At 72.0% G+C, this 13,415-nt stretch carries 14 protein-coding genes; 1 reads left to right on the top strand and 13 read right to left on the bottom strand.

Translation table 11 applies throughout. From position 1 onward, the window contains the following. Positions 1-99 precede the first annotated feature (99 nt). Genes mnmA through G8E01_RS06870 form a run of 4 tightly spaced genes read right to left on the bottom strand, consistent with a single transcriptional unit; the run spans position 100 to position 5,241 of the window. The gene (mnmA, locus tag G8E01_RS06885; protein WP_166317683.1) at positions 100-1,209 is read right to left on the bottom strand and encodes a tRNA 2-thiouridine(34) synthase MnmA; all 1,110 of its coding nucleotides are present in this window, start codon (positions 1,207-1,209) and stop codon (positions 100-102) included. Between the two features lie 10 nt (positions 1,210-1,219). Next, a complete protein-coding gene (locus G8E01_RS06880) occupies positions 1,220-2,404 on the bottom strand; it encodes a cysteine desulfurase family protein (RefSeq protein WP_166317680.1) in 1,185 nt (394 codons plus the stop codon). 17 nt (positions 2,405-2,421) lie between these two features. Next, entirely contained in the window at positions 2,422-3,363 is a 942-nt protein-coding gene (locus G8E01_RS06875; RefSeq protein WP_166317677.1) for a tetratricopeptide repeat protein, read from the bottom strand. A gap of 57 nt (positions 3,364-3,420) precedes the next feature. Next, the gene (locus G8E01_RS06870) at positions 3,421-5,241 is read right to left on the bottom strand and encodes a DUF8094 domain-containing protein (protein ID WP_166317674.1); all 1,821 of its coding nucleotides are present in this window, start codon (positions 5,239-5,241) and stop codon (positions 3,421-3,423) included. A gap of 169 nt (positions 5,242-5,410) precedes the next feature. Between G8E01_RS06870 and G8E01_RS06865 the strand changes: the two genes are divergently transcribed. Next, positions 5,411-6,460, top strand: a complete 1,050-nt coding sequence (locus tag G8E01_RS06865) for an AI-2E family transporter (protein WP_166317671.1) — start codon at positions 5,411-5,413, stop codon at positions 6,458-6,460. Here the strand turns inward: G8E01_RS06865 and G8E01_RS06860 are convergent. From G8E01_RS06860 to rpsB, 9 genes are all read right to left on the bottom strand, one after another. Further along, positions 6,457-7,176: an alpha/beta hydrolase gene (locus tag G8E01_RS06860; RefSeq protein WP_166317668.1), complete on the bottom strand. Its 720-nt coding sequence runs from the start codon at positions 7,174-7,176 to the stop codon at positions 6,457-6,459. The genes G8E01_RS06865 and G8E01_RS06860 overlap by 4 nt on opposite strands. 17 nt (positions 7,177-7,193) lie before the next feature. Further along, a complete protein-coding gene (locus tag G8E01_RS06855; protein ID WP_166317665.1) occupies positions 7,194-7,484 on the bottom strand; it encodes a hypothetical protein in 291 nt (96 codons plus the stop codon). A 9-nt stretch (positions 7,485-7,493) separates the two neighbouring features. Next, a complete protein-coding gene (locus G8E01_RS06850; RefSeq protein ID WP_166317663.1) occupies positions 7,494-8,237 on the bottom strand; it encodes an aggregation-promoting factor C-terminal-like domain-containing protein in 744 nt (247 codons plus the stop codon). Positions 8,238-8,339: 102 nt separating this feature from the next. Further along, complete coding sequence (locus G8E01_RS06845; RefSeq protein WP_166317660.1) at positions 8,340-8,912, bottom strand: DivIVA domain-containing protein; 573 nt, start codon at positions 8,910-8,912, stop codon at positions 8,340-8,342. Continuing rightward, the gene (locus tag G8E01_RS06840) at positions 8,909-9,904 is read right to left on the bottom strand and encodes a phosphatidate cytidylyltransferase (protein WP_166317657.1); all 996 of its coding nucleotides are present in this window, start codon (positions 9,902-9,904) and stop codon (positions 8,909-8,911) included. Before G8E01_RS06840 ends, G8E01_RS06845 begins: the two co-directional genes overlap by 4 nt. 11 nt (positions 9,905-9,915) lie before the next feature. Continuing rightward, positions 9,916-10,470, bottom strand: a complete 555-nt coding sequence (gene frr, locus G8E01_RS06835) for a ribosome recycling factor (protein ID WP_166317654.1) — start codon at positions 10,468-10,470, stop codon at positions 9,916-9,918. Positions 10,471-10,505: 35 nt separating this feature from the next. Next, positions 10,506-11,273, bottom strand: a complete 768-nt coding sequence (gene pyrH, locus G8E01_RS06830; RefSeq protein WP_166317651.1) for a UMP kinase — start codon at positions 11,271-11,273, stop codon at positions 10,506-10,508. Between the two features lie 145 nt (positions 11,274-11,418). Then, positions 11,419-12,246: a translation elongation factor Ts gene (gene tsf, locus G8E01_RS06825; protein WP_166317648.1), complete on the bottom strand. Its 828-nt coding sequence runs from the start codon at positions 12,244-12,246 to the stop codon at positions 11,419-11,421. 119 nt (positions 12,247-12,365) lie between these two features. Then, on the bottom strand, positions 12,366-13,181 hold the full coding sequence (rpsB, locus tag G8E01_RS06820; RefSeq protein ID WP_166317645.1) for a 30S ribosomal protein S2: 816 nt from the start codon (positions 13,179-13,181) through the stop codon (positions 12,366-12,368). Between the last annotated feature and the right edge of the window lie 234 nt (positions 13,182-13,415).

The following is a 13,415-nucleotide window of genomic DNA, read 5'->3' as shown; positions in this document are numbered from 1 at the left end:
CGCGCCGCCTCGATGCGGCGGGTGAGGTCGGCCGCCTCGGCGCGCGCGTCGTCGAGCGGGAGGTCGGAGGCGGGGCGCGTGGTGGTCACCCGTCCGATTCTAGGTTCGACCCCCGACAGGCGCGGCCGAGACGGTCGCGTCGATCGTGCACTGCCCGAGCACGCGCGTGCCGAGGTAGACGACGGCCGTCTGCCCCGTCGCGACCCCGGAGATCGGCTCGTCCGGAACGATGACGAGCGCGCCGTCCGCGACGCGCATGACGGCGGGCACGGGATCCGCGTGGGCGCGCACCTGCACCTCGCACCGCAGGTCCTCCTCGGGGCGCTCGGGGGCCGCTCCGGCCCACGAGAAGCGCCGGCCGGAGATCTCCGCCACCGCCAGCGCCTCGCGCGGACCGACGACGACTGTGTTGTCCACGGGTCGCACTTCGAGCACGAAGCGCGGCTTGCCGTCGGGCGCCGGGCGACCGATCTTGAGGCCCTTGCGCTGGCCCACCGTGAACGCGTGCGCGCCGTCGTGGGATCCGACGACCTCCCCGGCGCGATCGACGATGTCGCCGCGCGCGGCGCCCACCTTCTCGGCGAGGTAGCCGCGCGTGTCGCCGTCCGGGATGAAGCAGATGTCGTAGCTGTCGGGCTTGGTCGCCACGCTGAAGCCCCGGCGCTCGGCCTCGGCGCGCACGAGCGACTTCGAGGGAGTGTCCCCGAGGGGGAAGTAGGTGTGCGCGAGCTGATCGGCGTCGAGCACGCCGAGCACGTAGGACTGGTCCTTCGCCTCCTCGCTCGACCGGTGCAGCTCGCGGCCGCCGGCCCCGTCGACGAGCGTGGCGTAGTGCCCCGTGCAGACGGCGTCGAAGCCGAGCTCGAGCGCGCGCTCGAGGAGGGCAGCGAACTTGATCTTCTCGTTGCACCGCATGCAGGGGTTCGGGGTGCGTCCCGCCCGATACTCGCTGACGAAGTCCTCGATCACGTCGTCGCGGAAGCGCTCCGAGAAGTCCCAGACATAGAAGGGGATCCCCAGGCGGTCGGCGACCCGGCGCGCGTCCAGCGCGTCCTCGACCGTGCAGCAGCCGCGGCTCCCCGTGCGCAGGGTCCCGCCCGCCCGCGACAGCGCCAGATGCACGCCGACGACGTCGTGCCCCGCGTCGACGGCCCGCGCCGCCGCCACGGCCGAATCGACCCCACCGCTCATCGCTGCCAGAACCCGCATGCGCCCCATGCTACGACCCGTCGCTGGCCGGATCCTCGGCGGGGCGCAGGCGGCGATACGCGTACAGCACCGCCTCGGCGGCGCGGTCGATCTCGGCGGGGGTGGTGTCGCGCCCCATCGTCAGGCGCAGCACCTGCCGCGGCGCGTCCGCCTCGTCCAGCCCCATCGCCGCGACGACGTGCGAGGCCTCGGTCACGCCCGCCTGGCACGCGGACCCCGTCGACGCCGACACGCCCGCGGCGTCCAGCAGGAACAGCATCGACTCCCCCGGCGCGCCCGGCAGGAAGAGGTGGACGTTGCCGGGGAGGCGGCGTTCCGGATCCCCCAGGAGACGGATCCGCGGGTCCTCGGCGAGGCGCGCCACCAGCCGCCCCCTCAGGGCGACGTGCTGCTCGGATCGGGCCGCGCGCTCGCCCTCGGCCGCCGCCGCGGCGGCCGCCAGCGCCGCCGCCCCCGCGACGTCCTGCGTGCCCGCGCGCAGCCCGCGCTGCGGGGATCCGCCGTGCAGGAGCGGCGCCAGCCGAGCCCCGCGCGCGACCACGAGCGCGCCCGTGCCCGCGGGGGCGCCGACCTTGTGCCCGCTGATGCTGAGGGCCACGAGCCCCGCGTCCGCGGGGGCGTCGCCGCGCAGGCCGGCAAAGTCGACCCGCAGCTGGCCGAACGCCGCGACGGCGTCGAGGTGTAGCGGCACCGCGGCGGCGGCGGCCGCGCGCGCCAGGCGGGCCGCGTCATTGAGCGTTCCCACCTCGTTGTTCGCCACGAGCGCGGTGGCCACGGCCGCGTCCGGGGACAGCGCCGCGGCGAACGCGTCCGCGTCGATCCTGCCCGCGCGGTCGATCCCGACCCCGACGACGCGCGCACTCTCGGCGCGCTCGAGCTCGGCGACGGTGTCGAGGGTCGCGTGGTGCTCGCCGTCCGGCAGCACGATCGCGCCGCCGCGCCGCCGGGCGCGCCACAGGCCCGTGACGGCGAGGTTCACCGACTCGGTGCCGCCCGACGTGAACACGACCTCGATCGGGTCGCAGCCGAGCACGGCGGCGAGGCTCTCGCGCGCGTCCTCGAGCGCGCGCCGCGCGTTCTGGCCGGCGCCGTGCACGGAGGAGGGGTTGCCGACGATCTCGTGCGCCCCGAGCCACGCGTCGCGCGCCTCGGGGCGCAGGGTCGTCGTGGCGGCGTGGTCGAGATAGACGCGCATGGGCCCTCCGGCCGCGCCTAGAACAGCAGGCTCGTGAGGCGCGTGCGGGCGCGGACGACGCGCGGATCCGACGGGCCGACGACGCCGAAGAGCTCCACGAGGCGGTCCTTCACGGGCGCGCGGTCCTCCCCCGCCACGCGCGCGAACAGGTCGAGGAGGCGATCGAACGCGTCCTCCACGTGCCCGCCCGCGACGTCGAGGTCGGCGACGGCGAGCTGCGCCGACACGTCCTCCGGCGCCTCGGCCGCGGCCCGGCGCGCCTCGTGGAGGTCGACGCCGGCGGTGCGGTCGAGCAGGCGGACCTGCCCGAGACCCGCCGCCGCCTCGTCGTCGCGCGGGTTCTCCTTCAGCGCGCGCTCGTACGCGGAGATCGCCGCCTGGTAGTCGCCGCGGCCGATCGCGTCGAAGGCCTCCTGGTGCAGGGGCGGCAGGGGCGGCTCGGCGGGCTGCTCGGGGGCCTCGGCACCGGGCGCGACGTCGACGGATCCCGTCACGCCCGCCTGCGCGGCGACGTCGAGGAGCTGGCCGAACAGATCGCGCACCTGCTCCTCCGGCACCGCCTGGTTGAACAGCGGCACGGGCCTTCCGCCGACCAGCGCGACGACCGAGGGCACCGACTGGACCTGGAACGCCTGCTGGATCTGCGGATTGTGGTCGATCTCGACCCGCGCGAGCACGATGCGGCCGGCGACCTCGCGCGTCACCTTCTCCAGGATGGGGCTCAGCTGAGCCGACGCCTCGGAGCGGGACGACCACATGTCGACGACGACCGGGACGCGCGAGGAGAGATCCATCACCTGCGCGAACGTCGCGTCCGAGACGTCCATCACGACGTCCGGCCCGCCGGCGGCTCCCGCGCCACCCGACGCGGGGCCGGGCGCCGGCGACGCGGGGCGGTTGCGCAGCGAGGAGAGGTCAACGGCGCCGCGCAGGGCGGATCCGAGGGAGGCGTCAGACATCGATCACCCTTCGTGAATCGGAGGTGGGGGCGGTGCTATTTTTCCGCACTCGCGGGGTCATTCGGGCAGCAGCTCCGACCCGGCGAGGCCGTAGGAGTAGCCGAGCACGCGGATCGGCTCCTCGGAGGCCTTCGCAGGCACGAAGAAGAACAGCTCGCTGGAATAGGTCGTCGTCAGGCCGGTCGCCGTCTCGGTCTCGCCCACGAAGTGCTCGATCTCGGGCGCGAGGTCCTTGATGACGCCGTCCTCGTTCGTGGGGCGGAGGGTCTCGGAGTCCTCGAGCGAGACGGCCACGATCGCGCCGCTGTTAAACGTGGCGAGCGAGACCGGATCCGTGTCGCCCGCAGCCTCGTCAAACGAGATCTCGGCGGTGCCCTCCGCGGTCTCGTTGAAGGTGTCCCGCGTCGCGGACCGCTTGTCGGCGAGCGCCTGGCGGAACGGATCCGCCTCCAGGTCGAACAGCGCGGCGTAGTCGCTGTCCTCGCCCTTGCCGATGACGTCGGCGTAGGCCGCGGCGAGGTCCTGGGGCGCGATCTGCAGGAACGACGAGTCCGGCGGCACGAGCGCCGCGCCGAGCCATGCGGGCGCGAGCTCGGGTAGCTCCACGCTCGCCCCGATCGAGGCGAGGTATGACACGCGATACCGCGACCAGGGGCTGTCCTGGGTCATCGTGAGGATGGTCGGGACGTCCTCGCCCTCCTCCTCGCCGACGACGACGAGCGCCGTGCGCGGCCAGCCGTCGTTCGCCTGCGGCAGGAGAACGCTGACGGGGCCCTCGGGGATCGTCGTGGGCACCGGATAGTCGTTGACGTCCGAGCGCACGTCGTACGCCGTCTCGCGCATCTCGAGCGCGGCGCCCGACATGCGGCGCCCGGCGACGTCGGCGTCGTTCTCCTCGTCCGCGCGCGTGACCGTCGACGAGATGCTCTCGACGATGCGCGCGGCCTGGGCGTCGGTGATCGCGGGCGTGGCCTGCTCCGGTGCCGGCGTGGCCGAGGGCGACGCGGACGCCGCCTCGTCCTCGGCGAAGTCGGGCCACGCGGTCGGCGAGCAGCCCGCGAGCAGCGCGGCCGAGACGACCAGGGCGGGCGCCGCGATCCGCAGGCGCCGGCGCGCGCGGGTACCGGATCCACGGGATCCGCTCTCGGGGGCGTCTGACTCGGGCGCGGGCTCGACGGCGGGCGGGGCGGGCGCAGTCGGGGGAAGCTTCGGCCCCTTGCGGCGCGGCCCGCGGCGCCGGCGCAGGTGCACGAAGCCGGCGATCCAGAACACCAGGCCGACGAGCGCCGCGAGGGCGCCGAGCGCGATCAGCGGCCCGGCCCAGGGCGTCGTCACGTCGGTGCGCCACGCGAGCGACACCTCGGCGGGCGCCGGCGCCTCGCCGTCGGTCGCGATGAGCATGCTCATTCCGTCCGGGAGCGTCAGCCGCTCGGTGAGCTCGCCCTCGCCCGTCATCCGCTCGACCCACAGGTCGGAGGAACGGGGGTCCCAGCCGGAGCGCTCGCCGGTGTCCGCGAACTCGCCCGTGGCCTCCACGGCAGCGACCTCGATGCGGGACTCGCCCTCCGCCACGTCGTCCGCGTCGGCGAGGGTGGCCCGGTTGTACGACGTGTCAGACAGCCACGCGTCGATGTCGGCCGTCCGGCCGTACGCGGCGAATACCTCCGTGTCCGCACCTGCCGAGATCGTGATCGTCGGCGTGCCGGGGTGTTCCCCGAGCACGTCCGAGTCCACGACCGTAAACGCGAGCGCGTCGTCGGCCGGCGCGAGCTCGCTCGTGATCGAGTCGGGTCCCTTGAGCACGGTCAGCTGCGCTACGCCGGTCCCGACGAGCGCAACGGCCACCAGGAAGGCGACGACCGCCCACACAAATCGCACGGATCAAATCTCCTCGTTCACGCGCCGCGCCAGAACGCCGCGGCAGCCCGGATGATTCAGACTAACGACGACACCTGGGAGCTGTCGCCCCGCACGCGAGGTCGGCCGCGTGCCGGTACGCTCCTTGCAGGCCGCACGGCCGCCGACTCGACGTCGCCGCAGGAGTGTCATGAAGATCCACAACCCGTTCCGGCTGGGATTCCTCGCGACGCTCGGAGTCGGCCTCGCGATCATCCTGCTGCAGAGCGTCGAGAGCCTCTCGACCGTGATCCTGTACGTCGGAACGGCGCTGTTCCTCTCGCTCGGCCTCGACCCCGTCGTCTCCTGGCTCGCCCGTCGCGGCTTCCCACGCTGGGCGGCCGTGATCGTGGCGCTCGTCATCGTCTTCGGGCTGTTCGCCGGGATCCTCCTCATCGTGCTTCCCGTCCTCGTCGAGCAGATCTCGCAGCTCGTGCGCGGCGTCACGTTCCTCATGAATCGGTCCGACTGGCAGGCCGACGTCGAGACCTGGCTCGACGCCACGCTCCCGAACCTCGACGTGCCCGTGCTCATCGCCGCGCTCAACGACTGGCTCACGGACAACATCTTCTCGATCAGCGAGAGCCTCGTCACGGTCACCGTCGGCGTCGCGAACGGCCTGTTCGGCGCCCTGATCATCTTCATCCTGACGATCTATCTGACGGCCTCCACGCCGTCGCTGAAGAACGCGATCTACCAGATGGTCCCAGCCTCGCGCCGCGACACGTTCGTCCATATCGCGGAGCAGATCACCGACTCCGTCGGCTACTACGTGATGGGCCAGCTCACGCTCGCGCTCGTCAACGGCGCCATCAGCGCCGTCTTCTTGTCCCTCATCGGCGCGCCGTTTCCCATGGTGCTCGCGGTGATCGCGTTCTTCGGATCCATGATTCCGCTCGTGGGGACGATCACGGGATCCACGATCATCGTCCTCGTGTGCCTCCTCCCGAGCGTCGGGGACACGACGACGGCGCTCATCGCGGCGATCTATTACCTCGTGTACATGCAGATCGAGGCGTACGTGCTCTCGCCGCGCATCATGAGCCGGGCCGTGCAGGTGCCGGGTGGCGTCGTCGTCGTGGCGGCCCTCGCGGGCGGCGCACTCCTCGGCCTGCTCGGCGCGCTCATCGCGATCCCGGTCGCCGCGAGCATCCTGATCGTCTACCGCCAGGTGCTCATCCCGCGGATGAACGCGCGCTAACGCGAGGGCGGGTCCGGCCACTCGGTCGGAAGTGGGAGCGCGCCCGGGTTCACGGCGCGGACGATCTCGGTCAGCACGCGGGTAGTCTGCTTCTCCCCGACCCAGAGGTGCTTGCCCTCCTCCACGGGGATGACCTGCGCGCCCGACGGCGCGAAGCGGCGCTGGGCCTCGGCGGGCCGAAGGTAGTCATCGAACTCGGGCACGAGCGCGATGAGCGGGCGCGGATCCCCGCCCCACGCCGCGACGTCCGCGTCCGTCGCCCGGTGGAGCGGAGGCGAAAGCAGGATCGCGCCCTCGATCCGATACTCGCGCGCGTACTTCAGGGCGAGCTCGGTGCCGAAGGACCATCCGACGACCCAGGGCAACGGCAGACCGCGCTCGGCCACGAACGCCATCGCTGCCTGGACGTCGGCGCGCTCGTCGACGCCTTCGCCGAAGGCGCCCTCGCTCGTGCCCCGGGGCGACGCCGTCCCGCGCGTGTTGAAGCGCAGGACCGCAAGGTCCGCGAGCGCGGGCAGGCGCGCGGCGGCCTTACGGATGATGTGCGAGTCCATGAAGCCGCCGTGCGTCGGCAACGGGTGCAGCGTCACGAGGGTCGCGACGGGGTCGCGGTCGGCCGGGCGCGCGAGCTCCCCGACGAGCGTGAGCCCGTCGCTCGTGCGCAGCTCGATGTCCTCACGTCGCGCGGGCAGGACGGCGGCGCCGCGAATCTCCACGGTCGGCTCCCCTCGAATCAGAAGATGTTCCAGCAGTGCGTGTGCCAGTGGCGGCGCGCCGCGAGGTCGGCGGCGGCCCCGAGCACCCCGTCCTCGCGCCAGGTGACGACGTGCGCGTCACCCGCGGCGATCGCGCCTTGGCACCCGGGACACGTGTACGGCTTCTCCGACCGGCCGGGGCCCACGGGCTGCACGGACCAGGAGCTGCCGCGCCGGGTCTCGGTGCGGCGCCACCCCGACAGCAGGCGCTCGAAGGAGGCGTCAGAGGAAGATTCCCGCGACCGGGGGCGACGGCGTGAACGGCCCATCGACGCCCGTCACCACCAGTGGTTCGTGACCCAGAACTGGTAGGCCGCGGCCCAGCTGCCGTACCGGCCGACCGCGTAGCCGCTGCCCCAGGCGAGGTTGTCCACGGGGTCGTAGCCGTTGCCCGGGACCTTGCTGCAGGGCAGCGCCTGCACGAGCCCGCAGGCGCCCGACGACGCGTTGGTCGCGTTGGGGTTCCAGCCGCTCTCGGCGCTCACGATGTAATCGACGTAGGCCCAATCGGACGAGGCGATGCCGGCCGCCGTCATCCAGTCTTCCTTTGACCCGCCGCCCGAATACGTGGGAAGCGCGATCGGGGCGGCGACCGTCTCCTCGGCCGCGGCCTCCTCGGTCGCGACGCTCTCGGTCGCGCTCGCGACCTCCGCCGTGACCTCGGGCTCAGGCTCGGGCTCGGGTGTGCGGAGCTCGGCCTCGTACGACACGGTCGCCAGAGCGGCGAGGGATCCGCCCTTCTCGGACGCCGCGAACAGCTGGGCCTCGTCGGCCGCCGTCGCGTACGTCGTCTGGGCGGGGTCCTGGCTCGCCGACGCCACCTGGGATCCCACGACCGGCGCCAGCGAGGCGGCGAGGAAGCCCGCCGCCGCGACGCCCCCGACCACCGCGCCCGCAATCCGACGAGCGGACCAACGCTGGCCCTCGTCCCGGCGACGCCGGTGCACGGCGACCTCGCGCGTGGTGCGCCGGGCCTCCGCGATCGCCGATCGCTCGATGGAGCGCGCCTCGCGGCGCGTCATGGGCTGGGATTCTTTGCGAGGAGGAGTCACAGTGATCGTGATACTACCCGAGTGTTACCCGAACGTGACAATCCTTCGGGCACATTGGCCGAGAAACCCCGCTCAGCGCACCGCAAGAATCACGCGGACGACCGCGTCGAGCACCGCGTCGACCTGGTCCTCGCGGTAGCCCCCGCGCTGGGTATGAAAGGCCGCCTGGCGCACCTGATCTACGCCGACGTACTCGCCGTCGGAGAAGTATCGGGCGACGCGATCCGCGACGATGTCGACCTCCGCGACCGCGTACCCCGAGCGGAACCAGGGCACGCGCCGAAACCGGCTGCCCGCGGGGCGGCTCAGTCGCGCGAGCAGCTCCCTGGCCTCCTCCCGGGCGCCGTCAATCCAGGTGTCCGCGCCGTCCGCGGCGATCGATTCCTCGCGCTCGCGCTGGGCGAACGCATCCTCGAGCCGAGCGAGGGCGCCGTCGACGACGCGCACGTCGAAACCGCCGCGGACGAGGGGGAACGACGCCTGTCGCACGTCGGCGCTCCGGACCGACGGATCCGTGCCGTCGAAGCTCTCGCGGGCGCGCGCGAGAAAATCCTCGACCGACGCCGGGTCATAGCCGCGCGCGCCCCGCGCCGCCCGCGGAAACGGAGCGGCGGGAGCGTCCGAGGTTTTGTCGGTCGTCATCATGCCGCCAGGGGTCCGAGGAACTGGAAGAGCGCGAGGGCCACGACCGACGACGGGAGGATGCTGTCGAGGCGATCGAGCACGCCGCCGTGCCCCGGGAGCCACGAGCTCATGTCCTTGACGCCGAGATCGCGCTTGATCATGGACTCGGCCAGGTCGCCCAGCGTCGCGGATCCCGCCAGCACGACGCCGAAGATCGCGCCAGCCCACCACGGAATCCCCACGAGGAAGATGCAGGCCACGGCGCCCACGACGCCGGAGATCGCCACGGCGCCGGCGAAGCCCTCCCACGTCTTTCCGGGGCTGATCCGTGGGGCGAGCTTGTGGCGCCCGAAAGCCATCCCCGTGGCGTACGCGCCGGTGTCGGCCACCACCACCACCAGCAGGAAGGCAATGACCCACATGCCGCCGTGCTCCTGACGCGCCAGCACGAGCGCGGAGCTGGCGAGGAACGGGACGTAGAGGGGGACGAAGCACCCCACGATGATGTCGCTGAAGATCGACGCGTATACCCGCCCGTCGCGCGCGGTCATCTGCGCCAGCACCCGCCACACGATGATGAGCGCCAACGCGATGAACAGCGAGGTCCAGTGCACGGCTGTCGAGAACCAGTACGCGGCAGCGATGATCGCGACGGCGCCGATCACCTGCGGCACGATGTCGATCCGCCGACCGCGCGCCTGCAGGGCGCGCCCGAACTCGAACACGCCGAGCACGGCGATGCCGACCGCGAGGATGGCGAAGACCCACGTCGCGAAGATCAGGGACGCGAGGACCGCGCCACCGGCGGCGACGCCGACAGCGATCGCCGCCACGAGGTCGCGCCCCGTGCGCTTCTTGATGCGCTCGTTGGTCGCCTCAAATTGGTCGCGCGCCCGATCGATCCGCTGCTCGACCTCGTCGCGTGCGCGGTCGACACGATCGTGGAGGGAGGCGTGCGCCGGCCACGACTCACCGACGGTCGGTGCGCCCGGCCGCTCCCCCTCCTGCTCCACGCCCGGCAGCATCAGACCTCGAGAAGCTCGGCTTCCTTGTGCTTGAGCGCCTCGTCGATCAGGTCGACGTGCTTCTTCGTGAGCTGGTCGAGGTCCTTCTCGCCGCGCACGACGTCGTCCTCGCCGATCTCGTCCTTCAGCGCCTCGAGGTCGTCCTTCACCTGGCGGCGGATCCCGCGCACGCGCACGCGCGCGTCCTCGGCCTTACCGCGAACGAGCTTGACGTACTCCTTGCGGCGCTCCTCGGTCAGCTCCGGCATCGTGACGCGCACGACGTTGCCGTCGTTGGTCGGGTTCGCCCCGAGGTTCGGCATGTCGCGGATCGCGTCCTCGATCGCCTTGAGTGCCGACTTGTCGTAGGGCGTCACGACGACCGTGCGGGCCTCGGGGTTCGCGAACGAGGCGAGCTGCTGCAGCGGGGTCGGCGTGCCGTAGTAGTCGACCTGCACGCGCTGGAACATCTGCGGGTTCGCGCGCCCCGTGCGCACGGTGGCGAAGTCCTCCTTCGCGGCCTCGACAGCGCGGTCCATGCGGCTGGTGGCTTCGGCCAGTACGTCGGCGATCACGGAAGGCTCCATTCGTCGTTAATGCTTCGTTGATTCTATCGGCGCGGCGGGGCGCGCCCCCCCCCGGCGCGCGGGGGGGAGCGCGGGACCAGGGTGCCCATAGGGTGGCCACGCCGCGCGCGCGTGACGTTCCCCGCGGGCTCCATGCCGAACACGCGCATGTTCATGCCGTTGTCCATGCAGAGGCTGAACGCCGTCGAGTCGACGACCTTGAGGCCCTGGACCAGGGCCTCGCCGTACGTCACGTGGTCCAGGCGCTTCGCCGTCTCGTCGACGCGCGGGTCCGCCGTGTACACGCCGTCGACGCCGTTTTTCGCGACGAGGACCTCGGTGGCCCGGATCTCGAGCGCCCGCTGGGCCGCGACCGTGTCGGTGGAGAAGTAGGGCAGGCCCGCGCCCGCGCCGAAGATCACGACGCGTCCCTTCTCCATGTGGCGCTCGGCCCGGCGCGGGATATAGGGCTCGGCCACCTGGCGCATCTCGATCGCGGACTGCACCCGCGTCTCGGTGCCCGCCTGCTCGAGGAAGTCCTGCAGGGCGAGCGCGTTCATCACCGTGCCGAGCATCCCCATGTAGTCGGCGCGGGAACGCTCCATGCCGCTCTTGGACAGCTCGGCCCCGCGGAAGAAGTTGCCCCCGCCCACGACGATCGCGATCTCGACCTCCTGGGCGGCCTCCGCGATCTCGCGCGCGATCTGCCCCACCACGTCGGGCGCGACGCCGAGCTGGCCCCCTCCGAAGGCTTCTCCCGAGAGCTTCAGGAGAACGCGGCGGCGGGGGGTGGTGGGGGCGGCGTGAGTCACGGTGGCAGCTTCCTGTCGAAGGTGGCGAGGCGGTGCCTCCCACGCTATCGCAGTCGCCCCCGGCGCTCCTGGGGAACCCGCAGACGGCGAAGGGGCCCGGGAGACCGCCGTGCGGATCCCGGGCCCCTTCGGGGGACGCGTGGCGTCAGGCGCCGACCTTGAAGCGGGCGAAGCCCGACACGGTCAGGCCCGCGTCGTCCGCGACCTTCTGGATCGACAGCTTGTTGTCCTTCGCGTACGCCTGGTCCAGGAGCACGACCTGCTTGAAGAACGCGTTGACGCGGCCCTCGACGATCTTCGGCAGGGCGGCCTCGGGCTTGCCCTCGTTGCGGGAGATCTCCGTGACGATCTCGCGCTCCTTCTCAACGACGTCCGCGGGGACCTCGTCGCGCGTGAGGTACTGCGGCGCGGCGAACGAGATGTGCTGCGCGATGGAGCGCGCGGTCTCCGCGTCGTCGCCCGAGTATGCCACGATCACGCCGACCTGCGGGGGCAGGTCCTTGCTCGTCTTGTGCAGGTAGATCTGGAACGCGTCGCCCGAGAGCGTGGACGCGCCGCGGAGCTCGAGCTTCTCGCCGATGATGGCGGCCTCGTCCGCGATGAGCTGCTCGACGGTCTTGCCGTCGACCTCGGCCTGGAGAGCGGCCTCCACGCCGTTCGCGCCCGCCGCGGCGACGGCCGCGAGGACCTTCTCCGAGAGCGCGATGAACTTGTCGTTCTTGGCGACGAAGTCGGTCTCGCACGCGAGCTCGATGAGCGTGGCGGCGCCGTCCGAGGCGACGCCCGCGACGAGGCCCTCGGTCGCGGCGCGGTCGGCGCGCTTCGCGTTGCCCTTGGCGCCCTTGAGGCGGAGGATCTCGATGGCCTTCTCGAGGTTTCCCTCGGCCTCCTCGAGCGCCTTCTTGGTGTCGACCATGCCCGTGCCGAGCTGCTCACGCAGCGTCTTGATGTCGGCGATGCTGACGTTTGCCATGAGTGGCTTCCCTTGTGGTGTCGGTGATGGACCGGAAAGTTCGATCGTGAAAAGGGGTGCGGCGCGGGTGTCGCCGCGGACGAGGGCGGGCGCCGGGATCGGCGCCCGCCCTCAAGCGGTCACTCGGCCGCGGGGGCCTCGGCCGGGGCCTCCTCCGAGGCGGGAGCCTCGGTGGCCTGGCCCTGCTCGAGCAGCTCGCGCTCCCACTCGGCGAGCGGCTCGGCCGCCTGGTCGCCCTCGGGGTTGTGCTTCTGCTGCAGCCCCTCGGCGGCGGCGTCGGCGATGATGCGCGTCAGCAGCGAGACGGAGCGGATCGCGTCGTCGTTGCCGGGAATCGGGTAGGCGAGATCGTCGGGGTCGACGTTGGTGTCGAGGATGCCGATGACCGGGATGCCGAGCTTGCGGGCCTCGTCGATGGCGAGGTGCTCGCGCTTGGCGTCGACAACCCACAGGGCCGACGGGGTCTTCGTGAGGTTACGAATACCCCCGAGCGACTTGTGGAGCTTGTCGAGCTCGCGCTTCTTGAGGAGGAGCTCCTTCTTGGTGAAGCCGGTGCCGGCCGGGTCCTCGAAGTCGAGCTCCTCGAGCTCCTTCATGCGCGCAAGGCGCTTGGAGACCGTCTGGAAGTTCGTGAGGAGGCCGCCGAGCCAGCGCTCGTTGACGTAGGGCTGACCGACGCGGGTCGCCTGCTCGGCGAGCACCTCCTGGGCCTGCTTCTTCGTTCCGACGAAGAGGATCGTGCCGCCGTGGGCGACCGTCTCCTTGACGAAGTCGTAGGCGCGGTCGATGTACGACAGCGACTGCTGCAGGTCGATGATGTGAATGCCGCTGCGCTCCGTGAGGATGAAGCGCTTCACCTTCGGGTTCCACCGGCGGGTCTGGTGTCCGAAGTGCACGCCGCTGTCGAGCAGCTGGCGAATGGTAACGACGGCCATGTGCCGTTCTCCTTGCGTTAGGGCGCGCGCAGCGCGCCTGTTCCGGTTGATACTGCCGACGGATGTCGGCGATCCTGGTGCCCCACGCACGCCCGCCCTCCGCAAGGAGGGACCGAGGGGAATGCGCCACGGCCGAAGCCGCATCAGGCACGCGAAGTCACCCCGCAGGACGGGGTGCTCCCGCCAGTGTATCAGGCCGGCCCCCGCCCGGGTGCGCCGCCTCGGGCCCGCCAG

It is taken from the genome of Microbacterium excoecariae (assembly GCF_011326725.1).
Classification (GTDB): Bacteria; Actinomycetota; Actinomycetes; order Actinomycetales; family Microbacteriaceae; genus Microbacterium; species Microbacterium excoecariae.
Note: the sequence above shows the minus strand (reverse complement) of the source record. Positions and strands in the feature narration are given on the sequence as shown.

Excerpts from the sequence above, each read along its gene's own strand:
- mnmA (WP_166317683.1), bottom strand. The coding sequence starts at position 1,209 with ATGCGGGTTCTGGCAGCGATGAGCGGTGGGGTCGATTCGGCCGTGGCG.
- G8E01_RS06865 (WP_166317671.1), top strand. The coding sequence starts at position 5,411 with ATGAAGATCCACAACCCGTTCCGGCTGGGATTCCTCGCGACGCTCGGA.
- G8E01_RS06850 (WP_166317663.1), bottom strand. The coding sequence starts at position 8,237 with ATGACGCGCCGCGAGGCGCGCTCCATCGAGCGATCGGCGATCGCGGAG.
- G8E01_RS06855 (WP_166317665.1), bottom strand. The coding sequence starts at position 7,484 with ATGGGCCGTTCACGCCGTCGCCCCCGGTCGCGGGAATCTTCCTCTGAC.
- rpsB (WP_166317645.1), bottom strand. The coding sequence starts at position 13,181 with ATGGCCGTCGTTACCATTCGCCAGCTGCTCGACAGCGGCGTGCACTTC.
- G8E01_RS06875 (WP_166317677.1), bottom strand. The coding sequence starts at position 3,363 with ATGTCTGACGCCTCCCTCGGATCCGCCCTGCGCGGCGCCGTTGACCTC.
- tsf (WP_166317648.1), bottom strand. The coding sequence starts at position 12,246 with ATGGCAAACGTCAGCATCGCCGACATCAAGACGCTGCGTGAGCAGCTC.
- G8E01_RS06845 (WP_166317660.1), bottom strand. The coding sequence starts at position 8,912 with ATGATGACGACCGACAAAACCTCGGACGCTCCCGCCGCTCCGTTTCCG.
- G8E01_RS06880 (WP_166317680.1), bottom strand. The coding sequence starts at position 2,404 with ATGCGCGTCTATCTCGACCACGCCGCCACGACGACCCTGCGCCCCGAG.